The organism is Sphingobacteriales bacterium, from assembly GCA_016699615.1.
Classification (GTDB): Bacteria; Bacteroidota; Bacteroidia; order Chitinophagales; family JADIYW01; genus JADJSS01.
The window spans coordinates 313,588-339,913 of the sequence record CP064984.1 but is presented as its reverse complement, the minus strand read 5'-3'; the positions used below and the strand labels follow the sequence as shown (position 1 = coordinate 339,913).

26 protein-coding genes are annotated in these 26,326 nt (G+C 30.4%); 13 read left to right on the top strand and 13 right to left on the bottom strand.

What is annotated here, in order from left to right:
• The first annotated feature begins 62 nt into the window (after positions 1–62).
• Genes dcm through IPK18_01700 form a run of 3 tightly spaced genes read left to right on the top strand, consistent with a single transcriptional unit; the run spans position 63 to position 2,739 of the window.
• On the top strand, positions 63–1,295 hold the full coding sequence (gene dcm, locus IPK18_01710; protein ID QQR98280.1) for a DNA (cytosine-5-)-methyltransferase: 1,233 nt from the start codon (positions 63–65) through the stop codon (positions 1,293–1,295).
• The gene (locus IPK18_01705; protein ID QQR98279.1) at positions 1,292–1,615 is read left to right on the top strand and encodes a hypothetical protein; all 324 of its coding nucleotides are present in this window, start codon (positions 1,292–1,294) and stop codon (positions 1,613–1,615) included. The genes dcm and IPK18_01705 overlap by 4 nt, the downstream gene beginning before the upstream one ends.
• Positions 1,612–2,739 (top strand): restriction endonuclease, encoded by a 1,128-nt coding sequence (locus tag IPK18_01700; GenBank protein QQR98278.1) that lies wholly within the window; start codon positions 1,612–1,614, stop codon positions 2,737–2,739. Before IPK18_01705 ends, IPK18_01700 begins: the two co-directional genes overlap by 4 nt.
• A 10-nt stretch (positions 2,740–2,749) precedes the next feature.
• Here the strand turns inward: IPK18_01700 and IPK18_01695 are convergent, their stop codons facing one another.
• From IPK18_01695 to IPK18_01670, 6 genes are all read right to left on the bottom strand, one after another.
• Positions 2,750–3,340, bottom strand: a complete 591-nt coding sequence (locus IPK18_01695) for a GNAT family N-acetyltransferase (GenBank protein QQR98277.1) — start codon at positions 3,338–3,340, stop codon at positions 2,750–2,752.
• 5 nt (positions 3,341–3,345) lie between these two features.
• Positions 3,346–3,666, bottom strand: coding sequence for a rhodanese-like domain-containing protein (locus tag IPK18_01690; protein ID QQR98276.1), 321 nt, complete (start codon positions 3,664–3,666; stop codon positions 3,346–3,348).
• A 6-nt stretch (positions 3,667–3,672) separates the two neighbouring features.
• The gene (locus IPK18_01685; GenBank protein ID QQR98275.1) at positions 3,673–5,160 is read right to left on the bottom strand and encodes a M48 family metalloprotease; all 1,488 of its coding nucleotides are present in this window, start codon (positions 5,158–5,160) and stop codon (positions 3,673–3,675) included.
• Positions 5,161–5,203: 43 nt separating this feature from the next.
• Positions 5,204–6,136 carry an SDR family oxidoreductase gene (locus IPK18_01680; GenBank protein QQR98274.1) on the bottom strand — a complete coding sequence of 311 codons (933 nt, stop codon included), beginning with the start codon at positions 6,134–6,136 and terminating at the stop codon, positions 5,204–5,206.
• An 18-nt stretch (positions 6,137–6,154) separates the two neighbouring features.
• Positions 6,155–6,982 (bottom strand): acyltransferase family protein, encoded by an 828-nt coding sequence (locus IPK18_01675; GenBank protein ID QQR98273.1) that lies wholly within the window; start codon positions 6,980–6,982, stop codon positions 6,155–6,157.
• A 67-nt stretch (positions 6,983–7,049) separates the two neighbouring features.
• Positions 7,050–7,898 carry a hypothetical protein gene (locus IPK18_01670; protein ID QQR98272.1) on the bottom strand — a complete coding sequence of 283 codons (849 nt, stop codon included), beginning with the start codon at positions 7,896–7,898 and terminating at the stop codon, positions 7,050–7,052.
• An 893-nt stretch (positions 7,899–8,791) separates the two neighbouring features.
• On the opposite strand from IPK18_01670, the gene IPK18_01665 reads away from it, so the two are divergent.
• The 3 genes from IPK18_01665 (at position 8,792) to IPK18_01655 (ending at position 12,503) form a co-directional block, all read left to right on the top strand.
• Entirely contained in the window at positions 8,792–9,169 is a 378-nt protein-coding gene (locus IPK18_01665) for a hypothetical protein (GenBank protein QQR98271.1), read from the top strand.
• A 95-nt stretch (positions 9,170–9,264) separates the two neighbouring features.
• Positions 9,265–10,173, top strand: a complete 909-nt coding sequence (locus IPK18_01660; GenBank protein ID QQR98270.1) for a DUF3347 domain-containing protein — start codon at positions 9,265–9,267, stop codon at positions 10,171–10,173.
• A gap of 56 nt (positions 10,174–10,229) precedes the next feature.
• On the top strand, positions 10,230–12,503 hold the full coding sequence (locus IPK18_01655; GenBank protein ID QQR98269.1) for a multicopper oxidase domain-containing protein: 2,274 nt from the start codon (positions 10,230–10,232) through the stop codon (positions 12,501–12,503).
• Between the two features lie 439 nt (positions 12,504–12,942).
• Here the strand turns inward: IPK18_01655 and IPK18_01650 are convergent, their stop codons facing one another.
• The 5 genes from IPK18_01650 to IPK18_01630 all read right to left on the bottom strand — a co-directional run bounded on the left by IPK18_01650 (position 12,943) and on the right by IPK18_01630 (position 17,651).
• On the bottom strand, positions 12,943–14,463 hold the full coding sequence (locus IPK18_01650; protein ID QQR98268.1) for a flotillin family protein: 1,521 nt from the start codon (positions 14,461–14,463) through the stop codon (positions 12,943–12,945).
• 9 nt (positions 14,464–14,472) lie between these two features.
• The gene (locus IPK18_01645) at positions 14,473–15,039 is read right to left on the bottom strand and encodes an NfeD family protein (GenBank protein QQR98267.1); all 567 of its coding nucleotides are present in this window, start codon (positions 15,037–15,039) and stop codon (positions 14,473–14,475) included.
• A gap of 162 nt (positions 15,040–15,201) precedes the next feature.
• Positions 15,202–16,296 (bottom strand): hypothetical protein, encoded by a 1,095-nt coding sequence (locus IPK18_01640; protein ID QQR98266.1) that lies wholly within the window; start codon positions 16,294–16,296, stop codon positions 15,202–15,204.
• Between the two features lie 99 nt (positions 16,297–16,395).
• Entirely contained in the window at positions 16,396–16,698 is a 303-nt protein-coding gene (locus tag IPK18_01635) for a MerR family transcriptional regulator (GenBank protein ID QQR98265.1), read from the bottom strand.
• 2 nt (positions 16,699–16,700) lie between these two features.
• Positions 16,701–17,651 carry a J domain-containing protein gene (locus IPK18_01630; protein QQR98264.1) on the bottom strand — a complete coding sequence of 317 codons (951 nt, stop codon included), beginning with the start codon at positions 17,649–17,651 and terminating at the stop codon, positions 16,701–16,703.
• Positions 17,652–17,845: 194 nt separating this feature from the next.
• On the opposite strand from IPK18_01630, the gene IPK18_01625 reads away from it, so the two are divergent.
• Positions 17,846–18,679, top strand: a complete 834-nt coding sequence (locus IPK18_01625) for a prephenate dehydratase (protein ID QQR98263.1) — start codon at positions 17,846–17,848, stop codon at positions 18,677–18,679.
• A gap of 13 nt (positions 18,680–18,692) precedes the next feature.
• On the top strand, positions 18,693–19,856 hold the full coding sequence (locus IPK18_01620) for an aminotransferase class I/II-fold pyridoxal phosphate-dependent enzyme (protein ID QQR98262.1): 1,164 nt from the start codon (positions 18,693–18,695) through the stop codon (positions 19,854–19,856).
• On the opposite strand, the gene IPK18_01615 is transcribed toward IPK18_01620, so the two are convergent.
• Entirely contained in the window at positions 19,853–21,031 is a 1,179-nt protein-coding gene (locus IPK18_01615; GenBank protein QQR98261.1) for a DUF4105 domain-containing protein, read from the bottom strand. The two genes, IPK18_01620 and IPK18_01615, sit on opposite strands and share 4 nt — an antisense overlap.
• A 77-nt stretch (positions 21,032–21,108) precedes the next feature.
• Here IPK18_01615 and IPK18_01610 point away from each other — a divergent pair, with 77 nt between their 5' ends.
• A complete protein-coding gene (locus tag IPK18_01610; protein ID QQR98260.1) occupies positions 21,109–21,885 on the top strand; it encodes an AMP nucleosidase in 777 nt (258 codons plus the stop codon).
• Between the two features lie 3 nt (positions 21,886–21,888).
• On the opposite strand, the gene IPK18_01605 is transcribed toward IPK18_01610, so the two are convergent.
• A complete protein-coding gene (locus IPK18_01605; protein ID QQR98259.1) occupies positions 21,889–22,452 on the bottom strand; it encodes a UbiX family flavin prenyltransferase in 564 nt (187 codons plus the stop codon).
• Between the two features lie 75 nt (positions 22,453–22,527).
• On the opposite strand from IPK18_01605, the gene IPK18_01600 reads away from it, so the two are divergent.
• Genes IPK18_01600 through IPK18_01585 form a run of 4 tightly spaced genes read left to right on the top strand, consistent with a single transcriptional unit; the run spans position 22,528 to position 26,290 of the window.
• Complete coding sequence (locus IPK18_01600; GenBank protein ID QQR98258.1) at positions 22,528–23,061, top strand: thioredoxin family protein; 534 nt, start codon at positions 22,528–22,530, stop codon at positions 23,059–23,061.
• 29 nt (positions 23,062–23,090) lie between these two features.
• The gene (locus tag IPK18_01595) at positions 23,091–24,224 is read left to right on the top strand and encodes a DUF255 domain-containing protein (protein ID QQR98257.1); all 1,134 of its coding nucleotides are present in this window, start codon (positions 23,091–23,093) and stop codon (positions 24,222–24,224) included.
• 38 nt (positions 24,225–24,262) lie between these two features.
• Entirely contained in the window at positions 24,263–25,180 is a 918-nt protein-coding gene (locus IPK18_01590) for a DUF58 domain-containing protein (GenBank protein ID QQR98256.1), read from the top strand.
• A gap of 39 nt (positions 25,181–25,219) precedes the next feature.
• Entirely contained in the window at positions 25,220–26,290 is a 1,071-nt protein-coding gene (locus IPK18_01585) for a hypothetical protein (protein QQR98255.1), read from the top strand.
• The last annotated feature ends 36 nt before the right edge of the window (positions 26,291–26,326 follow it).

The window sequence follows — 26,326 nt, the reverse complement described above, 5'->3', positions numbered from 1 at the left end:
AAGTTGTTTTGTTTTTTGTGACTTTTGTATGAATTTATAATATTTTTATTTTAATGTAGGCAATGTTGGTAAATGAAAAAATAAGCATTGAAGAATTTGATAATAAAAATTATCAAATTAGACTTATTGAACCAATTGTTGAGGAAAAAGCAATTTTAACTCATTATCTACATAATATACATAATGGAGTTTCAAAGCATTATAAAAAAGATGCATTAGAAATTTTATCAAATTTTGTTGAATATAAAAATGATAATAATGTTCCAATTGTTGCAAATGATGCATTACAACAATTTCTATTTGAGGTAGAAAATGTTCCTTTTCCAACACCTGAAAATTATTCATTTAAGTTTATTGATCTTTTTGCTGGAATTGGTGGATTTAGAATTGCAATGCAAAATGTAGGTGGTAAATGTGTTTATACAAGTGAATGGAATAATGATGCTAAAAAAACGTATCGAGAGAATTTTGGTGAGATTCCATTTGGAGATATAACAAGCCAAGAAGTAAAAAAATATATACCCAAGAAGTTTGATATTTTATGTGCAGGTTTCCCTTGTCAAGCATTTTCAATTGCAGGTTATCAAAAAGGATTTTCTGATACAAGAGGTACATTATTTTTTGATATTGAACAAATTATTGAAACTCACAAACCTAAAGTTGTTTTTTTAGAAAATGTAAAAAATTTAGTGTCTCATGATAGTGGAAAAACATTCAAAGTTATTATTGAGATTTTAGAAAAAAAGTTAGGATATAAAGTTTTTTATAAGGTATTAAACTCAATGACACATGCCAATGTTCCCCAAAATAGAGAGCGAATCTTTATTGTAGCATTTGATCCAAAACAGGTAAAAAAATATAAATATTTTAAATTTCCAGACGAGCTAAAGTTAACAAAATCAATTCATGAGTTTTTAGAGAAAGAAAAACAAGATGATAAATATTATTATAAAGAAAACCATCCATATTTCCCAATATTAAAGAAAGTAATGGTTAAAAATGATACAGTTTATCAATGGAGAAGAATATATGTTAGAGAAAATAAAAGTAATGTATGTCCTACTCTAACTGCAAATATGGGAGCAGGTGGACATAATGTTCCATTAATTAAAGATAATTTTGGTATTAGAAAGCTTATACCAAAAGAATGTTTTGCACTACAAGGTTATCCAATGGATAAATATGTTTTGCCTCTAATAGCAGATAGTAAATTATATATGCAAGCAGGTAATTCAGTTACAACAAATTTGATTGAAAGAATTAGTGAAGAAATAATAAAAATACTAGAACTATGAAAGAATATAAACCAAGTTTACTAGATATTGATTTATCAAATAAAAAATTACCAGTAAATACTTATGCACTGAGAGTATTAGATAATAATACAGACTTAATTTATGATATAATTATTACTCATGATGGATATTGTCCAAATATTTTAGATGAGAGAGAACAATCAAATTATAATGATTATTTATCTAATTTGGAAAATAAAGTTATTACAGAATTCTTTAAAACAAATGGATTGAAAAAGCCAAAAAGTTATTCTAACCTATTAGAAGTAATGACGAATAATTTTGGAGAATTATATCATTATTCAAGAATTTCTAAATGAAATCTTTTGCTGAAATAGATATTGATAATAATGGTAATTACTTGAAATTACTTTCAGCTGTAGCTAAATTATCAGGTTTGTTTAGTGAAAGTGCAACTCCTTTTATTAATTATAGAGTTGCAGAAAATATATTCTGTAGATGTTTTAATGCTGAAAATTTATCTCGTTCAGATACAGCCTTTGATGCAAATATTAATTCTCTTGGTATAGGATTAAAGACTTTTGGATGTAATCTTAATAATAGTACTGAAAAAGTTGCAGAATTTAATTCACTCTCAAAATTACTTTCAAATTATAATGGGAAAGATTTGGCTTATAAACTTGCTGAATATAGGAATGAAAGAATTGATTTAGCAAATAGATTATATAATATTGAAAAATCATTATATCATATAGTTGCAAGGAAAAATAATAAGTTGCTTTTATTTGAAACTGATTATGATAAAATAGATATAAGAAATATTCATTCTGTAAAACAGAATAATGCAAGTTTGCAATTTGAAGATGGAAATAATTTTTACAGTTTTAATTATTCAAAAAGTACACTTTTTAGAAAATTTTATATTCCTAGTAATGCCTATCATCTACCAATTGAAATTCTAGAAGATCCTTATTCTTTATTATTAGAACTTTTTGAAGATAAAGTCTTAAAACAAGCTACGGATAAACTTACAAGAGGAGTTAATTATGTGATTTTACCTTTATATGGAATTAATAATAAGCAAAAATTTGTTTTTGAAAAAAGTGGGCTGAATCAATGGAATGCTGGAGGACGAAAAAGAAATTTTGGAGAAGTATATATTCCAATTCCAATTGAAATTCATAAATTATTTCCAAATTTCTTTCCACCAAGAGACCAACCATTTGAATTAAAAATTCCAACTGGTGAGATTTTCTCAGCAAAGGTTTGTCAAGATAATTCAAAAGCATTAATGACAAATCCAAATAAAGCATTATCAGATTGGTTATTGCGTAGAGTTTTTCAAGTAAATGAAGGAGAACTACTAACTATTGAAAGAATGAACGAGTTAGGTTTTGATAGTGTAATTATAATTAAAAATTTAGATGGCAGTTATAATATTGATAAGGCTATGATTGATAGCTACGAGTCTTTTATTCAATAGCAATATCTACCTACAAACTCTTATACCAATTATACAATTTAGTATTTGCAAATTCATGTTGTAGTATAGCATAGTACACCGTATTCCTACGATAGCCATCATACATCAAAGTATGTGATTTTAATATACCTTCTTCTTTTGCACCAATACCTAAAAGTGCATTCCTAGATTTTTCATTACGTTCGTCTGTTTTAAATTCAACTCTTTCAAAATTCAAAACATTAAAACAATAATCCAACATCAAGTACTTACAATGTCTGTTGATGCCAGTTTTTTGGTAGGCATTGCCCAACCATGTATAGCCAATTTCCAATCTTTTATCATAGTTAGATACATTGCAAAAACTTGTGCTACCAACAACTGTATTGCTATATTTATCAATAATCACAAAAGGATATCTTGATTGCATGGCTTTGCTATCCAATGCATCTTTAATGTATTTTTCTAATAAATCAGCATTGTAAATCAGATTTGGAGAATATTGTAATAACATCTTATCTTCAAAAGCAATAACTTTTAAAGCATCAATATCATTAGCAACAAGCGGACGTAAAATTACTTTGCTATCTTCAAGAATAATTTCTTGATTAAAATCTAACATATAGCTTAATCTTCAAAATCTGTTTCTACCCAAGCTAGCATGCCACCTTTTAAATTCACAATTTCGCCAGTAAATCCTTGAGAAGTCATATATCTACAAGCTTGTCCACTTCTGTTGCCACTACGGCAATACACATAATAGTTTTTAGATTTATCCAACTCGCCAATTTTCTCTATAAAGCTTGGATGTTGTATATCTATTGCCAAATGCCCATCTATCGAAATATCTTCAATCTCAGCTGGTGTTCTTACATCTATCAATACAGCATTATCACTGTTTTTATATGCTGCTAAAAATTCTTTAGGTGCCAAATCTTGATGTGCCATGTTTCTTTATTTTTTTCTAGTTAAAACTTTAATTAATGTTCCTGCAGGTACTACAGTTGTTGTATTCATACCATTTAAGATAGCCAATTCTTCATGTCTTGCCGTAGGCATATCTTGTTGTGATAATATTTGTGCTAATGTATATTGCGCATTCGTTTGTACTATTTTTATTCTCTCAGGACTAACATCTATTTTCTTAGCATCTGTAATTTGTTTAAAACCATTTGTAGCACTTACAAAACTTGCTTTGTATTGGTCATATAATTTCATATCAGTAAGACCAAGGAAAACATAGATATTGTTGTTAAACGAAATTAAAGTTGTATGTACTGCCAAAACTTGCTGCTGTTGAGTAGATGTAGTTTGTTGTGTTGTTTGTGCTTCACCATATTGAGAAATAAAATGATAAGCATCCAATCCATTTATTTTTGTACTTGTACCTTGCGTTAATAATTTTAATTGATATCCTTTAATGATTTCATCAGCTGCAGCTTGCAGTGTTTTTTGCGATGATAAAGTAAGTGTAAGCATTGCATTTCCATCAGCAGAACCAGCCTGTACTTGAGTAGGAGAGTTTTGATATTGCCATCCTTTTGGTATTGGATATTGGAATTTCATTTCAGGCTGATAAAAGATATTTGTTGTTTTATCCAAATATCCTTGTCTTGGATCTTCGCCATACACCAAGCCATCTATCATTTTTAGATATTCATTTCTATTTACTTTTAAGTTGGTTACACCTTTTTGTTTTTGCCATTCAGCAGCTAAGTTTTTTACATTCACATACCTATTTCCTGGATCTGGGTGCGTAGACATAAATTCTGGTACTCTTCCTTCTTCGCCACCAGATGCTCTACCTAAAGTATTGAAAAAATCAGCCATTTCTTTAGCATCATAGCCAATAGACGATGAATAGTTCACACCCAATTTATCAGATTCAGTTTCATCATCTCTAGAGAATTTTAAGAATAATAATTGCATGCCTTGCATAGCTTGTTCAGACATGCCTCTCAATTTTTCAGAGAAAATCATTCCACCAACTAAAGCAACTTGACTAAGCATTTGCTTAGTATATTGTTGTGCAGAGTGTCTTGCTGTTACGTGTCCAATCTCATGACCTAATACACCAGCAAATTGTGCTTCATTATTAAAATATGCCATTATACCACGTGTAAAATAGACATAGCCACCAGGCACAGCAAATGCATTCAATACATCAGAGTCTAATAATCTAAATTGAAATGGCAAATCTGGACGATGAGAAACTTTTACCATTTCTTGTCCTTTTTGGTTAATGAATTTTTGAAAGGTATCATTTGGATATAAGCTAAACTGTGCAATAATTGCTGGGTCACTTTCTTTGCCCGTTGCAATTTCTTGCGATTCAGACATGAAGTTGATTTGTTTTTTTCCAGTTACTGGATTTACAGCACACGATAGTATTACAAAAATACTAAAGATGCCTATGATAATTAATGTTGTTGTTCTTTTCATGCTACTGTTATTCGTATCAAATACTATGCCTTGTTGGGCTTTTCTATTTTAAGTTTTTGTAATAATTAAAAATTTCTTTTAAAGAATGTTTGGGTTTAAAATTAAATGTTTTTTCAAACAATCTACCATCAATAATTACTGGATATTTGTAATAGTTAATGAGATAAGGTGGAAAGGTTCTCCAATTTAAAAATTTAGAAATTCTTTCAGTAAGTGCTGGTGGTATCGATGGAATTTGTACAGCATTACATCCAGCTTCTTTTACCGCATCCTGATAGGCAATATAATCTGCTGGTGCTACATTGTACACACCAGGTTTGTTTTGCTCAAACGATGTTACAATAGCATCACGCATATCATCAATATGTATAAATTGCATCAATGGCGAAAATCCCCAAACTACTGGCGCTCTTCTATCTGAAAATAATTGCGAAAATGTATTTCTAACACCTGGACCAGCAACATTACATGGTCTTAGTATCGTTATATTTAGCTCAGGATATTTGTATAAGTATATGTTTGATAAGTTTTCCAATTCCACGCTATCTACTAAGTCCATTGTCAGCTCTGATGCTTTTAATGGTGTTTTCTCATCCAATAATGATGGATTGTATGGCGATGCACCGTACACAAAATAAGTAGATAATACGATGGTCTTTTTTACATTGTATTTTTTAGCTAAATCAAATAGCTTGCGTGTACCTATTACATTGGCATTGTAGCGCGTATGTCTATTCATTTCGTGCGCACCGATTCTACCCAAATGTATAATGCCATCAAATTCATGTTCTCTAAAAATATCTTCAAATATTCTTTTATTAAAATCTATTTTATAGCTTTCAACAGGTATGCCCAAGTCTACTTTAGTTCTAAAGTCTACAGCAATTACCTTATAATCTTTTTTTAGTTTATCAATTACCTTTTTGGCTAAGGCACCAGCTGCGCCTGTTACCATCACTTTCTTTTTTACACTCATGTTTTATATGCTCATGTTTTATTTTTCAAATACTGATTTTCTTTTAGCTAATCCTAAGTCAACTAATTTTTTTACTTCTGCTTTTACAATGTTTACACGTTCTTTAATATCATGTTCAGAATGTACATCATTTTCAAAATAGATAGGCTCGCCAAAATAGATAAAAACTTTTGCTGGCAATACTGCTGGTATTACTAATGGTGCATATGGCATTGAAAATAGTTTAGCAATCAAAGGCATATTAGTAACTGAGATAATAGATTCTTCGCAACCTACGATACCTACTGGAATAATTGGTGCTTTGTGTTGCATGGCTAAGTACATAAAACCATTTCCAAATCTTTGTAGCTTATATCTTTTGTCGAAAGTTTTTCCAGAGCCTTTTGCTCCTTCAGGAAACACAACAACAGCTTCTTCGTTTTCCAACATACGCTCACAGTTTACAGTATCTCCAATTACAGCACCTAATGAATTTAGCCAATTGCCAATAAATGGTACTGTAGGTAGAAATCTTTCTACCATTGCTTTTGGTGCTCTTGGTGCAAGATCGTTAGTAATCATTGCATAACCTACCAACATACCATCAATAGGTAGTTGTCCACTATGATTTGGAATAATTAAGCATCTGCCGTTTTTTGGTATATTTTCTAATCCAAAAGCTTCAACTCTAAAATAAGTTTCATACAAAAATTTAATAAATTGTATGGAGCTTTTCATATTTCTAATGTTGAAACCCCAAGCATCAAAGCCTTGAGAACCAACTTTATTAGGAAATACTTTGATGTATTTGTCGAGTTGGCTATTGTCTAAAATAGTTTCAATATAGTTTTTGTTATTTTTCGCCATAATTTTATATCAATATAGCTAAAAATATCTGTATTGCATTTAGCTATGGTATTAATTTTAGTTGAAATTACAATTTCTTTTCTTTTAAGCCATTAGCTATAGTTGCCATAAATGATTTTGCATCAAATTTATTGTTGCCCATAAATTGTGCTAAACCTATCATATCTCCATGTGATGTACTTGTTGCTTCTTTTGTTTGTATAATGCCTTTATAATCGCCCCATTTTGCAGATTCTACACCAACCATACCATCGTTTTTACCTTCATATGGTTTTATAATTCCTGCTAGGGTTCGCCATAGTGTACTTGGATATTCTTTGCTAATATGTCCAGCATAACTTTGATAATAAATACCATCAATATCTAATATTTCCTCATTAAAATGTTTCATAAGTTGCGTAGTAACTTGTAGTACAGCACGCATACTATCTGGTCTATCATCGCCCATTATTCTTGCATAGATATTGACTAACCTAGACAATGCAAAATTTGGAATTGGAATTTTGCCTAACACAATATCTGCTAAATGTGTACCTCTGTGTGGTGTGCCTAAAGTAGTAATGCTGGCTACCAAATCGTGCATGCCTAATTTGCTAGTCATATATCTTGCTTCAAGTCCACCTTTTGAATGCCCAATGATATTTATTTTATCAGATTTTGTTTTGTCTAGTACATCTAAAACTCTATATTTAAGTTTTATAGCATTGTCTGGAATGCTAAGGAAAGCCTGTTGGTTGGCAGTGTACACATCGGCGCCATGTGCTTTTAGGAAATCAGGAATTAAGCCCCAATAATTTATAATTTTATTTTGGTCGTGAAACCCTAATCCACTAACAAGAATAATAGGATATTTTGTATTGCAATAAGAAAGACGTTCGTGTGCACCTAATTGTTTAATCTCATCAAAATTCAACATAATGCAAGTATATACATTTTTTTACTTAATTTTTTTCGTTAATGTATATTTAATGCATATAATTCTAAAATGTGACATAGGCATGTGTGACGACTACGATGGCATCAGAAAAATAGCGTTAAGAAAATAAACGTCGAGCGTAAAGAAAGTTTTGGTGTTTGAAGTTCTGCTTTGTAGAAGCAGAACAAGTTTAAAAACTTTTAGCGAAGACGAATATTTTTAGCGTAATTTTTCGTAAGCCTTGATTTTTCTTTGTTACTTTCTTTGTATTAAGACAAAGAAAGTAAATACACTTTTTCATCAATAAAAAAATAGCTTTACAGTCATTACCACGAAAGTGGTAATCTCATTATTAATTAGAATTAGGAGATTGCCTTTTTCAAGGCAATGACATTAAACAATTTCATCAAAAATAGAAAGAACGTTCAAGCGTCAGCACGTGGCGAAGAAAAATTGAAACGACTGAAATCATAATCTGATATAAGAAATAAAAAAAGGCATTAGAAAAATAGCGTTAAGAAAATAAGCGTCGAGCGTAAAGAAAGTTTTGCATAAAGAACGTTCAAGCGTCAGCACATGGCGAAGGAAAATCGAAACGGCTGAAATCATCGTGCAAAAAAAGACACAGCAAGATATTTATGTTATAATACAAACACTAAACAAGCACAAACAAAACCAACAAGATGATTTAAAGAAGTAAGATTTTTCGAGCTGAAGCCAAGAGCATGGCAAAGTGCCTCAGCTTGAACTTGATTTTTCTTTGTTATTTTCTTTCCATCTAGACAAAGAAAGTAATACAATACACTTAAGTTCTTTTAACAATTATATACTAAGGATAAATTCTAAGTAATATAAATTTAATCAAAAAATGCTATCTTTATACATAGTAAAAGATGACAATACGATTTTTCATATTAATAATAGTATTGTTTGGTTTCTCAATTAAACCAACGCAAGCATGCTCATGTGAAACAAAATCGACCAAAGCAGAAGTTTCTTGTTGTGAAAATGAAAAATCCGATAAGGATAGTAAAAATAGTTGTTGCAATAATAAAACTAAAAATGACAAAGACAAAAATACATGTAATGGAAAATGCAACAATACAAACTGTAATTGCCCAACAAGCAATTTTGCATTCGTCATAGGATATAGTACAGAAATTGAAAACAAATCTTATTCTACAGCAACAAGCAATACAAAAACAATCTACACAGAAAACTATCTTTCAGATGGTTACAATTACATTTGGCAGCCACCCAAAATAGGCTAATTTTTATATGACAGCCAATGGTCTGTTCATATCAGATCAAATAATACAATTACACAAAACAAACTTTTATTTTTAAACACCTAAATTTTATTAAAATGAAATCAAGAATTTTATTAATAATGCTGAGTATATCATTATCAATTACAGCATGCAATACAAAAATCAAAAATGCAAAAATAGCAACTGTAAAAATATATGGAAATTGCGAAATGTGCGAAAGTACCATAGAAAAAGCAGGCAATATTAAAAACACAACTATTGTAGATTGGAACAAAGACACAAAATTAGCTTTAATTACTTTTGATAGCACAAAAACCAATCAAGACGAAATTCTAAAAAGAATTGCACTAGCAGGATACGACAGCGACCAATTTCTTGCACCAGATGATGTGTATGCAAAACTAAAAGACTGTTGTCAATATGAAAGAGTAGCAAAAACTGAAATTAAGGAAGAAACTATTTCTAATGTAGACACTACTATAAGCGTTGTAAAAGTTGATAGTGCGAAAACAGAAGTAAAAGAAGACCATTCAGCTCACAACCAAGTAGAACCAATTGCGCCAGTTCAAGAAGTACCACAATTAAAAGCCGTTTTTGATAACTATTTTATACTAAAAGATGCCTTAGTAAAAACAGATGGCAGTAAAGCATCAGCTAATGCAAAAGAACTAAACACAGCAATAAATGCAGTAAAAATGGAAAAACTAGGCGCAGAAGAACATACAATTTGGATGAAAGTAATGAAAGCTTTAGCAACAGATTCAAAAAATATTTCAGCTACTAAAGATGTTTCAAAACAAAGAGACTATTTTATGGCACTATCAAAAAATATGTATACATTGATGAAAGCTTCAAATCTAGAAAAACCAGTTTATTATCAACATTGCCCAATGTATAATGATGGTAATGGAGCCAACTGGATAAGCAAAGAAAATGTAGTAAAAAACCCATATTATGGTTCACAAATGTTGAGTTGTGGTAAAGTAGTAGAAACTATAAAATAAAAAGTAGAGGAAAGCTAAAGCTTGCCATTTAAATAATTTTGAAATGAAAAAATAAAATGGATATTCAAAATAAACTTTTAAGAAAACTGTTACCTATAGTATTATTGCTTAGCGTAACTCAAATTATGTATGCACAAAAAGTAGTTCGATACGATCTTTATGTAAAAGATACAATTGTAAATTTTGCTGGAAAAGAAAAACATGCTATTGCTGTAAACGGACAAATACCAATGCCAACTTTAGTATTTACAGAAGGAGATACAGCAGAAATTCACGTGCATAATTTACTCAAAGAAGAAACTTCTTTGCACTGGCATGGTTTGTTTTTGCCTAATAAGGAAGATGGTGTACCCAATCTTACTCAAATGCCAATTAAACCAAATACTACACATATTTATAGATTTCCAATTATACAAAATGGAACACATTGGTATCACTCACATTCTGGATTGCAAGAACAAATAGGAATGTATGGCAATTTTATAATGCTTAAAAAATCAGATGATAATATATTTAGAAAAGGTATTGATGATTTGCCAACTATTCCAATAATTTTAAGTGAATGGACAAATATAAAACCAGAAAATGTTCATAGAATGTTGCACAATGCCAATGACTATCCAGCATTGAAAAAGAATTCCGTACAAAGTTATGCAGAGGCAATAAAAGCTGGAAGTTTTAAAACAAAACTAAAAAATGAATGGAAGCGAATGCTTGCAATGGACGTAAGTGATGTGTATTATGAGAAGATATTGATAAATGGAAATCCTAACACAGAAATAAAGAGTATTGACGGAAAAGAATTAAAAGCAGGAGATAAGGTGCGTCTACGAATTTCTAATGGTGGTGCATCATCCTATTTTTGGCTCACTTATGCTGGCGGAAAAATTACTGTTGTAGCCAACGATGGTAATGATGTAGAACCAGTGGAAGTAGATAGATTAATTATTGCTGTATCAGAAACATACGATGTTGTTGTTACCATTCCAGCAGAAAACACAGCTTATGAATTCTTAGTAACAACTGAAGATAGAACAAATTCAGCATCATACTATATCGGAAATGGAATCAAACAATTAAAGTCATCTCTACCAAAATTAAAATATTTTGAAGGTATGAAGATGATGAATGATATGATGAAAATGAGTGGGAAACTTGATGATATGGGAATGAAAATGAGTCTGAACCAAATGGATATGAATGTGGTAATGTATCCTGAAATTACAGGCGAAGCAATTAAGAAGAAAGATAAGACAATGAAAGGTATGGATATGGACAATGACTCAAATCGATATAATGCAAATGCATTAGGTGATATTGTAACGCTAAACTATGCAATGTTGAAATCAACCACTAATACATCACTTCCAAAAGACGCACCAGTAAAAGAATTAAAATTTGAACTCACAGGCAATATGAATAGATATGTTTGGAGTTTGGATAATAAAGTAGTATCAGAAGTAGATAAAATTTTAATAAAAAAAGGAGAAAATGTAAGAATAGTTTTATACAATGGTTCTATGATGCGTCATCCAATGCACTTACATGGTCACGACTTTCGTTTGCTAAATGGACAAGGAGAAAATGCACCATTAAAAAATGTTGTGGACATTATGCCAATGGAAACTGATACTTTAGAATTTAATGCTAATGCAGAAGGCGATTGGTTTTTCCATTGTCATATACTTTACCATATGATGAGCGGAATGGGAAGAGTATTTAGTTATGAAAACCAAGCACCAAATCCATTAATTCCAAATCCAAAATTAGCAAAACGCAAACTTTTTGCAGATGATAGAAAATTTCATTTTATGGCAGAAAACGATTTTGCAAGTAACGGAAACGATGGAATGATGATGCTTCAAAATACTAGATGGAGCATAGGTACAGAGTGGCGTTTAGGTTATAACAATATGCATGGCTACGAAATAGGAACACATATTGGGCGATATGTTGGAAGAATGCAATGGTTTATGCCATTTGTTGGTTTTGATTATCGTTATAGAAAAATGGGTATGGATGAACGAGAGAAAAATATCTTTGGACAAACCAACAAAAAAGATAATCGAATTGCAGCAAGTATAGGATTCAATTACACATTGCCTATGTTAATAGTATTTCAAGCAGAAATATTTCATGATGGAATTGTAAGACTACAACTTATGCGCGAAGATATACCAATTAGCAAAAGACTACGATTAGGCTTTATGGTAAATACTGATAAAGAATATATGGTTGATTTAAGTTATATTATTAATCGTTTTTTGCGTGTACGAACACATTACGACAGCGATATGGGCTTTGGAGCAGGACTATCTCTAAATTACTAAACATACTACTGATAAAAAATAAAAATCGGCATCATAAAAATAGCGTTAAGAAAATAAACGTCGAGCGTAAAGAAAGTTTTGGTGTTTGAAGTTCTGCTTAGAAGAAGCAGAACAAGTTTAAAAACTTTTAGCGAAGACGAATATTTTTAGCGTAATTTTTCGTAAGCCTTGATTTTTCTTTGTTACTTTCTTTGTATCAAGACAAAGAAAGTAAATGCACATATTTTATCAAGAAAAAAAGTAAATGTAACACTCTTGTATCAAGACAAAGAAAGTAAATACACTTTTTCATCAAGAAGAAATAGCTTTACTGTCATTACCACGAAAGTGGTAATCTCATTATTACTTAGATTTTGGAAATTGCCTTTTCCAAGGCAATTTCCAACAAATAATGTTATCAAGAAAAAAGCAAAATTACAGCTAAAGTAATCTATTGCTGTTAACTATCAGCAGTATTGTCTTTCTTGTCGGTGTTGTCTTTTACTTGCTCTTCTGCGCCTTTCAGGTAGCTTGGCAAATTTAGTCCAGCCATATTAAATAAATCATTTAGTGGAGGCACAGTTTTCATCATTCCAGAAACAAAGTTTGCAGTAGAAGAGTTGCCGTTTTCGCTTTGTCCATTGCCAGAATCCCAAACCGTAATTTTATCAATCTTAATATTTTTAACGGCTTCAACTTGCGTTCTTACAAGTTCTGGTAGCTTTTCAATCAATAGTAATTGGAATGCTTTGTTTGGATCGCCACCAGCTGCTGCTACCACTTCTTTATAACCTTCAGCTTGTTTTGTCAAAATTTCAAATAAACCTTTTGCTTCAGCTTCCATTTTAGCATAAATAGCATCTGCTTCACCTTTTGCATTTTCTCTTATGGTTTCTGCAAATGCTTGTGCTTCAATAATGGCTCTTTGTTTTGCAATTTCTGCTGGTATTACAATATTGGCTATTTGTGTAGAACGTTCTCTTTCTGAACGTGCTAACTCTGCTTTTTGTTCTGCAACGTATGATTCTTCTAAGGCTTTTGCTTGTTGTACCTTTTCAGATGCTAAGGCTATTCTTAGCGCTTCTGCTTCTTTTTCACGACGTATTGCCTCAGATTGTGCAATGGCAATTTTGGCTTCGTTTTCTCCTTTTATAGCTATTGCATTGGCTTCTGATGTTTTAACTCTTGTATCTCTTTGTGCTTCTGCTTTACCAATTGTTTCATCTTTCATGGCAGTTGCAATGCTTATTTCTTTGTCTTTTTGGGTGATGGCAATTTTCACATCCCTATCTCTATGTGTTTCTGCAATTTGTGTGTCTTTTTCTCTATCTGCTAATGCCTTTCCTGTTTCTCCAATTTTCTCTTGTTCTGCAACACTTATTTTTGCTTCATTAATTGCTTTTGCTGCAGCTTCTTTACCTAATGCTTCAATATAGCCAGACTCATCTTTGATGTCTGTAACGTTTACGTTGATGAGTTTTAACCCAATTTTTTTCAACTCACTATCTACATTTTTTGAGATGTTGTCTAAGAATTTATCTCTGTCTGAGTTGATTTCTTCAATCGTCATGGTGGCAATCACCAAACGCAATTGACCAAATAGTATATCTTTTGCTAGTTCTTGTATTTGTTCTGAGGACAAGCCCAATAGTCTTTCTGCTGCAGTATTCATACTATCAGATTCTGTAGAAATTGCAATCGTGAAACGACATGGTACATCTACTCTAATATTTTGTCTACTCAATGCGTTTGTAAGGTTGGCTTCTATAGATAATGGTTTTAAATCTAAAAAAGCATAATCTTGAATAACTGGCCACACAAATGCACCACCACCATGTATACATTTTGCAGATGAACCACCAGTTCTACCATAAATGACTAATATTTTGTCTGATGGACAACGTTTGTATCTTGCTACTAATGCTGAAATGGTTACAAAAAGTACGACTGCTGTTACTACGATAATAATGATTGGTGTCATGATTTTTAATTAAATTTTTTCTACGATTAATATATTGTTGTTTTCTATTTTTATTACTTTTATTACACTACCAGATGGTATGCTGTCTTTCTCTGTCATGGCTTCTAATTCGTGGAAAGCACCATTAACACTTATCATTATTTTCCCTTTTCCTGTTTTGTTTTCAGGAATTGTTAGGTAAACTTCTGCTGTTTTATGAAGTGTGTTTTCAATTTTAAAAGAATTGTCTTCAGCTAGTTTTTGTACTTGCCTAATGATGATGAAAAATAAAAAGACAAATAATATTCCTACTACAGTTGCCAAAAGTATCAACAATGTTTTGTTTGTAATTGTTGTATAAAATGAAATTCCTGTCCAACTAAATCCTAATAAAAAGTTGATTAAATTTCTTAAGGAGAAAAGTTGAAAAGGACCGTGGTCATCACTCAAATTGCCATCAAAGTCTGCATGTAGACCATCACCAGCATCAGCGCCAACAAAAGTCATGATAGATTGTATGATAAAAATTAAACTTGAAGGAATGGCAATGAACCAAAATGTTTTGAGTAGTGCATCTAAGCTTTCAAATATTTCCATGATCTAAATTTATGATTAGTAGTTTATATATTTCTTGCTTTAAATATACAATTATTAATTAAAATATTTGACTGTATTCTATCATTTTTCAGATACAGTTTTACCTGACTGTATCTAAAAGAAATACAGCTATATCAAAAAATCTAAATATCTTCTTTGTCTTTATGAAGTTGGAATAACTAAAAGAATTGTATTGTCTGTTCTTTCTCTAAACATTACTCTCACAGCAATTCTATAGGTAACACCTTTTAATAATCTTAATTCTATCGTAGAGCCATTTGGTGTACCACTATTGTCATCGCCAGAAAGATATTCTACGCCATTGCCTACTTCTTGGAAGACTACCACTACACTATCCATGTTACCATGTGTCATAATCTGGTATTTAGAACTGTACTCAGGTTTAAATACAAATGTATCTTGACTTCCTGCTGGTGCTGTTACAAATTCAGGTTTATACGATGCAATATCTTTGAGTACTTCTATATTTTTTCCAGGATATGTGCTTTTAACCCACTTAATATCGTTCGGTGATAAATCCCAATTGATAGAAATGCCAGTTTTATTTAATTCACTTGGTTTTAGAATTAATCCACTTGGGAAAGAATAATGCATAATGGATAATTTATCCCAAGCGCTACCAGTTACATTATTAATTTTGTTTAATATATTACTGTCAACTTTGCTTGTATTCCATCCATTTGATGTCTGAAAATAACTATATACTTTGTCTTTGTCCCATTCAATGCCAGAATTCGGATTTTGATGTTCGTGTTTTAGACCCAACGTATGTCCAATTTCATGAAGTGTTGCTGTGTATGCATAGTCTGAATTGAAATTGCCACCAAGGTTCATGGTTTTTTCTTGTAATCTTATGTCTAAGATATCTCTACCAACATAAGACCACCAAGTACCATTGCTGTCATTTGGATCAAATGAAATTCTAATATGCGATGTTTCTGCGATATCCACTTCAGTAAATGTTATGCCAATGCCTACATTCTTCCATCTTTTAAAAGCTTTGCGTACAGTTTCTTTTTGTAAATTAGTACCGCCCATAAAGTAGAATTTCAGGTCAGTTCCATTTGCCCAATACTTGTCATTTGCAATTATAAATGATGCTCTTTCAGCGTTTACAGTGCTATCAAATGTTCTGGGTGTTGCAATTGGAATACCACAATAATTAATTGAAGCTTCATTTACACTTTTTTTTGTTGATGGCTTTTTTGCTGTCTGTTGTTTCTTTGTTTTGCTCATAATTTTAGTTTTATAAATTAAATATAATAATTTATTCTTATATAAAAAAGAGGAAACAAAATTTTTTACATATAATATGTTTTGTTAGTCTGAACTTATTTACATATCAATAAATTCATTTAAGCTAATTTCTGTTTGTTTTAATAAGCGTCTGTTTTCTTGTTGTAGTGTTTCTATTTGAGTAATTAATCTATGTATTACTTCAATTCCTGGCATATTTACTTCCATTTCATAGTGCCAATTCACGAAACGCTCCAAATCTGTGAGTTCATCGTGTAAAATATATTTTATCTCATCTTCAATTTCTGGATGAATTAGTCCTGAGTCTTCTAATGCATTGATAAATGTAATTTCAATGTTGTAGATGCTTATTATTTCTTCGCATGATATTCTTTCTGTCATAATCATGAATTTTTTAGTTGTTCGAAAAGATTTTTTTGTTTTTCATCTAAGTTTGTAGGTAGCAATACTTGATAAGTAAGGTACAAATCGCCAAATTGTCCATCTTTTTTGTAAACTGGAAAACCTTTACCTTTTAGTCTTACCACAGTTCCATTTTGCATTTCTGGTTTTACTTTTAATTTTATGTCTCCACTCATTGTTTTTATTAAAGTTTCGCCACCTAAAATTGCTGTGTACAAATCAATTGAGTGATTCATATATAAGTCATCGCCTTTTCTTGTAAATATATTATCTGGAGTAATGTTGAATGTAATGTATAAATCGCCATTTGGACCACCATTGGCACCAGCATTGCCATAACCTTTCAATTTAATTTGTTGCCCATCATAAGCACCTGCATGTATGGTGATACGAACAGATTTTCCATTTATTTCAAATGTTTTTTGATGTGTTGTATAGGCATCTTGTAAGCTAATATTCATCTCAGCTTTAATGTCATTGCCTTTAAATTTTCCAGATGCACCACCACGATAATTTCTGCCATAGCCACCAGCAGCGCCACCAAACATATTTTGAAAAAAATCAGAATAATCTTCATTGCCATCAAAATTTCCACTAAAGCTACTGTCATCAAATCCACCGCCAAAATTACCATTATTATAGCCACCATAGTTTTGACTATTTTGGTATGCTCTTTGTTGTTGTTGAGCTTTTTCGTATTCTTCGCCATGTTGCCAATGTTCGCCATATTTGTCATACTTAGCTCTATTTTCAGCATTGCTTAGTACTTCATTTGCTTCATTTACTTCTTTAAATTTTATTTCAGCATTTTTATCATTTGGATTCAAATCAGGATGATAGGTTCTTGCTAATTTTCTATATGCTTTCTTTATTTCATCTTGCGATGCCGTTTTATTTACACCTAATATTTTATAATAATCTACAAAAGCCATTTGTACTATTTTTTTAGTCAAAGTTAGTAAAATCAGAAGAATATATTTTAGTAGGATAAATATTTTTCATCAAATTTTATTTTTACGAATTGTTTGTAATCTGAACTTGTTTATCATTTGATATTTTGTTTAAATAGAACAACCTGCTCTGTCCCATAAATAAGAAATAAATTCGTATTTTTGCGTTTCGGTTTATGAATAAAAAAATTGCCATACAAGGTTTTCGTGCATCTTTCCATGAAATTGCTGCTGTGAAATTTTTTGGAGAAGATATTGAAACCATACAATGTGAATCATTCTCAAAATTATTCTCAGTAATGCAACAAAAACAAGCAGATTTTGCTGTTTGCGCTATCGAAAATTCATTAGCTGGTTCTTTGTTGCCCAACTATGCAATGCTTCGAGAATCTGATTTGACAATTATAGGAGAGGTTTTTTTAAGAATAGAAATGAATTTGATGGCGTTGCACAATCAATCTATTGACGATTTAGATGAAGTGCATTCGCATCCTATTGCATTATTACAATGCAGAAATTTTTTTAGAAAATATCCAGATATTCAGCTTGTAGAATCTGCGGATACAGCTTTAAGTGCTGAAGAAATATCAAATGATGAAATATCTGGAAGAGGTGCTGTGGCAAGTAAAAGAGCAGCAGAAATTTTTGGACTAAATATTTTAGCAGAAGATATACACGACCATAAAAGAAACTTCACAAGATTTTTAGTATTGTCTCCATCAAAAAATAATGCTGATAGTATCAAAAACAAATCATCAATTTCTTTCAGAGCTTACCATGAACCAGGCAGCTTGGCAAAAATTTTGACATTAATTGGAACACACAATATCAACCTAACTAAAATTCAGTCATTACCTATTATTGGCGAAGAATGGCAATATTATATGTACGCTGATTTAGAGTTTGATGATTACGATGTTTATCTAAAAATGATTGCAGAAATTGAAAAATATTGTTCAGCATTAAAAGTGTTGGGCGTATATCAACAAGCAGAAAAGATACAAATATAAAATACTACTATTAATGATTATTCCAGAATCAAACAAATTAAATCACATACAAGAATATTACTTTTCGGCTAAGTTGAAAGAAATTGCAAGACTAAAAGCTGAAGGTAAACCAATTATTAATTTAGGTATAGGAAATCCAGACTTGCCACCATCAGCTGAAACAATAGATGCGTTGGTAAATTCTGCGCAACAATTTCAAAACCATGGCTACCAAAGTTATATTGGAATAGCTGAATTAAGACAAGCCTTTGCACAATTTTATAAAACTTTTTATCAAGTAGATTTTAACACTAATGATGAATTATTACCATTATTAGGCTCAAAAGAAGGTATTTCATTTATATCACACGCATTTCTAAATCCAGGAGATAAAGTATTAGTACCAAATCCAGGCTATCCAACGTATACATCTGCAACTTATTTGGCGCATGCAGAACCAATCTATTACAACTTAGATGAAAGTAATAATTGGTTGCCAGACTTAGATAGTATTTCTGACAATATTTTAGATGAAATAAAATTAATGTGGATTAACTATCCAAATATGCCAACAGGCGCAGAAGGAAATATAGCCGCATTCGAGCATATTATTGCAAAAGCTAAAAAACATAAGTTCCTAATTTGTAATGATAATCCATACAGCTTGATATTAAATCATGAACAGGCAATGTCTATTTTTCATGCAAAAGGTGCCAAAGATGTGTGTATAGAATTAAATTCATTGAGTAAGTCACATAATTTAGCAGGAGCAAGAATAGGAATGATTGCTGGTGATAAAGCATATCTTCAAACTATATTAAAAGTAAAATCTAATGTAGATAGTGGCATGTATTTGCCTATACAACATGCAGCCATTACAGCATTAAGCAATTCTATGGAATGGCATGTTGAAAGAAATGATGTTTATAAAATGCGTAGATATTATGCTTACCAAATTTTAGATACAATGTCATGTGTTTATCAAACAAATCAAGTTGGTATGTTTGTTTGGGCAAAAATTCCAGATTCAATTACTGATGTAGAACAGTTGACTGAAAAAGTACTACACGATGCTGATGTATTCATTACACCAGGATTTATTTTTGGTAGCAATGGAAAAAGATATGTGCGTATTTCATTATGCAGTAATGAAAAAGATTTAGCAGAAGCATTGCAAAGAATAAAAAAAATATTCTAAGTTTTACGAATTGGTACTGGAATAAATTTTGAAGCTAATAATATTCCAATAAATATTAATGGCAACACTGCAATATGATATTGTTGTGGATTGATAAACCAAAAAACTAACAATAAAATCAATAATATTCTATAAAATTTTATATAGTTTAATACAAATTTAGATTTCTCTTTTTTGATGAGTAACAATGCTAATGGTAAGTTTAATGGCATTGTCCACAGAATATTTAAATTCCATTTTGTAGAAAGATGGTCAGTGCCAAACCACATAAAAATAAGCAACCAACCCAATAATCCTAAAATAGAAAAGTAAATAATTCCAATTGGCTTTAAATTGAACTGTGTTTTTGTGCTTAGTATAAGTAAAATGATAAATAGTAACCAAAAAATCAAACTTGGTGTTATCCAAGATACTTTCTTATATTCTGGTACTGTGTCTAAGATTTCGTTTGTTTGTTTTACAATTTTCTTTCCATTTAATGTTGCACCATCAATCAATTGCATTAATTCATATGGAATAAATGTTCTACCAAATCCTGATTCTGTGTCTGTTGGTAACCCAATCAATAAATCCATGCCAAAATCTAACCATTCATTGGTGTTGTGTCTATCTATTAATGCTCTGTAGGTAGATTTATCATCAACATCATCTTCAAATTTTACTTGTTGCTTGTAGACTACCTTTAGTAAAATATCTCTTGGTCGAGTAGCGCAATTATCAAATAAGAAATCGTATTTGTAATATTTATTTTCGTCTCTAGCATTAATAGTTAAAAACTCAAATGCTTTTTGTTTTTGAATAGAATCTAAATCTAAAACTTGCTCGTGGATAGAACGATTTTGTTCTCTGTAGCCTTGTACAAATTCACTATACGTATCAATAGATTCATAGTATAATAACTTTCCTTTGATGAACTTTATTAAAAAATCTGGGTCAGAGAAATCAAAAGTTCCATAGTTGTATACAAAATCCCAACCAAGTTTATTGTCTTTTACTCTAATTGCAGTATGTCCAAACAATTGATATGTTTCAGTACCTAAGCCAATTGTTAGTAAGCTAACTTGAGCTTGATTACTTAACTTTGGTACTTCAAAAATTCTATCTTGTTGTCCGAAAAGAGCTACATACTGGAAAATGAATATTAAGAATAAAAATTGTATTTTTTTACTAGTCATAAACAAAATATGTGCAATATTACAACAATTCAAATCATTTTTTTATGTTTTATGTGTAGAATATGTAATTTTACTTCATGAAAACGAAAGAAGAGATTGTAGAAAACTGGTTGCCTAGATACACAGGAACTGCTTTAGACGAATTTGGTGAATATATATTGTTGACTAATTTTGGAAAATATGTAGACCTTTTTGCAGAATGGAATAATGTAGAAGTAAAAGGAAGAAGCAACCCAATGCCAAACGCAACAGCCAACAATATTACAATAATAAATTTTGGAATGGGAAGCCCAGTTGCGGCAACCATGTTAGATTTATTAGCTGCTATAAAACCAAAAGCTGTATTGTTTTTAGGAAAATGTGGTGGACTGAAAAAGAAAAATGAATTAGGCGATTTTATATTACCAATTGCAGCAATAAGAGGCGAAGGAACAAGCAATGATTATTTTCCTGCTGAAGTGCCTGCATTGCCATCATTTGCCTTACAGAAGGCAATTTCTACTACTATCAGAGAGTATGAGCAAGACTACTGGACAGGAACAGTGTACACAACCAACAGAAGAGTCTGGGAGCATGATGAAGAATTTAAAGAATATCTGAGAAAAATTAGAGCGATGGCAATAGATATGGAAACAGCTACCATATTTACTGTTGCATTTGCAAATGAAATTCCAGTTGGTGCATTGTTGTTAGTGTCAGACCAACCAATGATACCTGATGGTGTGAAAACAGAAAAAAGCGATGCTGAAGTAACAAAAAGTTTTGTGAATGAACATTTAAAAATTGGAATAGATGCATTAAAACAATTGCAAGATAAATCTACAACTATAAAACACTTAAGATTCGAAGATTAATCTCTATTCATTCCATCTTTTTGTAGTTAATTCAAAACCAGCTAAGTCTAAAACTCTGTCTATAACTGTTGCTGCCATTTCTTCTATAGTAGTAGGTATATGATAAAACGAAGGTGAGGCTGGACAAATAATGCCACCACTTTCAGTAACTGTTTTCATATTATTAATATGTATTAAGTTCAAAGGTGTTTCTCTAGTTACTAAAATTAGTTTGCGTCTTTCTTTTAAAATGACATCAGCACTTCTTGTAATTAAATCATTTGAAGTACCTTGTGCAATTCTAGACAAAGTTCCCATCGAACATGGAACGACTATCATAGTGTCGTATTTTGCGCTTCCAGAAGCAAATGGTGCCATAAAATCATTTTTTTCATAAAAATCTACAGTATAATCTTTGTATTGATTTTGCTGTAGCTCAAATTCCCATACTTGTTTTGCATTATCACTCATTACTACACCAATTTTGTCAATTTGTGTAGATATCTGCATCAATTTGTCTAATAATACTTTGGCATAAATTGCACCACTTGCACCAGTAATTCCAATAATTATCTTTTTTTTGACCATTTTATATAATTTTTTGTAGTTTTATCAGAGTTGGTATTAAATTTGTATAACAGTTAGTAAAAAAACAAATCTACGATGAAAAAGTTAAAATTTGTACATGTTATGTTAATTGCATTATTTGGTTTTGCACCAAATATTAGTGCACAAAACAATCCTTCCGACGAAGCATGGACAACAATAGATAAAGCAATAAGTAAAGTTGACGATAGTCATCAATTTATTTTTGTTGATATATACACAGATTGGTGTGGATGGTGTAAAAAAATGGATCAATCTACATTTACTGACCCAACAACATTAAATAATTTGAAAAGTAATTTCGTTTTGGTAAAATTAAATGCCGAGGCAGAAGCACCATTCGATTTTAATGGAAAAACTTATGGCTTAGTACAAAATGGAAACAGAAAAACAAATGAATTTGCTTTACAAATTGGTACATCAAGTGGCAGATTAGGGTATCCTACATTAGTTGTTTTAGATGCAAAAGGAAACAAATTACAAGCATTTCCTGGATTTAAAGATACTGAGACTATAAATCAGTTAGTAAAATATTTTACTTCTGGAAGTTATCAAAAAATGGACTTTCTTACATTTCAATCAAATAATTAATTAATAAAATAATTATATAAATTATATTCATGAAAAAAACAACTTTATTTCTTTTTTTACTAATTTTATTTTTCAATTCTTTCTCCCAATGGAAACTAAATTATTTTGTTGATGATTTTAAGGATAAAACTAATGAAAAGTACATATCTCAAACTGATTATAATGGATTATTTAGTAATTCTGTAACTAAATATAGTAAACTACATACAAAAGTAATAATTTACTTTATAAATGAACAATTAATTATACCAAATGTAAAGTTTTATCTACATGAATATGGTAGTGATCAATCAACAACAAATATTAATAATAAATCTCTAAAGTTAAAAATTAAATATGATAATAATATTAAAGAGTTTGATGTGAATCTTTTAAATAATTCATTTGTTTTATCATCTAATGATGAAATCTTAGAATTTGTTGATATATTAATTGGACAATCAAAACCAATTAAGTGTAATCTTTTAATACATCAAGGCTCTTTATCTTCTGATTATAACTTTAGTATTAATCCTATTGGATTCAAAAAACAATATGACTTAATAAAACACAGCGAATATGATTCTCTGTTTAGTATTTATAAAAAGAGTTTGGTCAATTCCAACACAACAACCAAAAAGACAACAACTCCCAACACAACAGAAACGACTAAAACAAATACAACTAAAGTTTCTACACAGAAAACACCATTGCAAGAAAATGGAACAATAAAATGGCTAACATTTGAAGAAGCAGTAAAACTGAATCAAACAAACCCAGGGCAGTTTTTTATAGATTTTTATACAGATTGGTGTGGTTGGTGTAAAGTTTTAGATTCAAAAACATTTCAAGATCCATTTGTTGCCAAATATATGAGTGAGAATTTTTATTGTGTAAAATTCAATGCTGAACAAAAACCAGACATTAACTTTATGAATAAAACATGGAAATGGGTTGCAGGCGGAAGAAATGGCTACCATGAGCTAGCAGCATATTTTATGCAAGGACAAATGTCTTATCCAACATGTGTGGTGCTTACATCAAAATATGAGTTAGTTTATCCATTGAAAGGTTATGTGAAAGTGGAGGAATTTGAACCATTAATCACATTCTTTGGAAAAGAATTATACACATCTCCATCAAACAATTACGAAACATATAAGTCAACTTATAAAAGACAATAAGCATACTATCATAAGTTTATAATGCTTATATTAGTATCATGATAAATCTTACACACGAAGAAGTACTTAAGTTTGACAAGCTTGATATTCTTGCGAAACAAATTGTAGAAGGATTTATTATTGGCTTACACAAAAGTCCATATCATGGATTTTCTGTAGAGTTTGCAGAACATAGATTATACAACGCTGGTGATTCTATCAAAGAAGTAGATTGGAAAGTATTTGCACGTACTGATAAATTATACACCAAAAAATACGAAGAAGAAACCAATCTACGTTGCCAAATTATCATAGATGCATCTTCGTCTATGTATTTTCCTACAGAACGTACAGAACAGCAAATTAATAAAATTGAGTTTGCTGTAATGGCAAGTGCAGCACTGATGTATTTACTAAAAAAACAAAGAGATGCAGTAGGTTTATCTGTGTTTACAAATGAACTAAACTTACATACACCATGCAAAACCAATGCGCAACACCATCAAATGTTGATGTATGAATTGTATAAGTTAGTAACCAAAAAATCTGAAAAACAACACACAGCTGCTGCAAAATCTATACACGTAGTGGCAGATGCAATTCCAAAACGTTCATTGGTGTTTATATTTTCAGATATGTTTGATAAAAATGATGAAGAATTATTTCTGGCAATTCAGCATCTAAAACATAATAGACATGAGATTGTTTTGTTTCATACTATTGATAGAAATTTGGAATTAGATTTTAATTTTGAAAATAGACCATATCAATTTGTAGATATTGAAACAGGAGAAGAAATAAAACTTCAGCCAAATCAAATAAAAGATTATTATATAGAAAAAAATAAAGAAAGAAACTTGTATATAAAAACCAAATGTATGCAATACAAAATTGATTTAATAGAAGTAGATATCAATCAAGGCTATTATCCAATTTTGATGGAGTATTTGATTAAGAGAAATAAAATGAAAATCTAATTTATTTCAGTTCAGTATGTACATATAATTTGTTTTGATGTGCCATATCCAGCAAACTATGGTGGCGCAGTAGAAGAATTTTATAAAATCAAAGCATTACATCAGTTAGGTGTTAAAGTTATATTGCATTGTTTTGTATATAATAAATTTAAAGAGAATGATGGATTAAATGAATTTTGTCATAAGATATATTATTACGAAAGAAAAAATAACATGCAATCATTTTTTGCCACACAACCATTCATCGTAAAATCTAGAGCAAACAAAAACTTACTACAAAATCTTTCAAACGATAAATTTCCAATTCTATTTGAAGGCATACATACCACAGCATTTTTAAACCATGCATCATTAAAAGATAGAATAAAAATTGTACGCTTACACAATGTAGAGCATTTGTATTATTATGATTTATATGAAAATTCTAATTCAATATCTAAAAAAATATTTTATTATTCAGAATATACAAAACTAAAAAAGTACGAAGACAAACTTAAATCAGCCACATATCTATTGCCAATTTCCATTTCAGATAAGCAACATTATACAACTAAATTTTCTGATAAAAACATACATTTTGTTCCAGCATTTCATCAATTTTCTTCAATAGAAACGCAACAAGGAAATGGAAGATATATTTTATTACATGGAAATTTAAGTATAGAAGATAATTATAATTTTTTTATTAATAATTATAAATATTCCGAAGAATTTGATATAATATTTGCTGGAAAAGAGCCAACACAAAAGCTAAAAGAATATTGCACTATAAATAATATTCAATTGATTGAAAATCCAACAAACATTCAATTGTTTCATTTAATACAAAACGCACAAATTAACTTGGTATTTTCTTCAATCAACACAGGCGTTAAGCTAAAACTATTACATTGTTTATTCGTAGGTAGATTTTGTTTTGCCAACGAAGAATTTAAAAATCATTCAGAGTTCAGCACATTTCTAGTTGGTGTTAATGAAAATAATTTCAATGAACAATTGAAAACATATATGCGTAAATCTTTTTCTGAAGATGAAATAGAACAAAGAAAAATGCTTGAAGTTGAATTTAATAATCTAAAAAATGCAAACACAATTCTTAATCTAATGTAGTATTAAGAATTTATGCTTATATTTATATTTATTAAA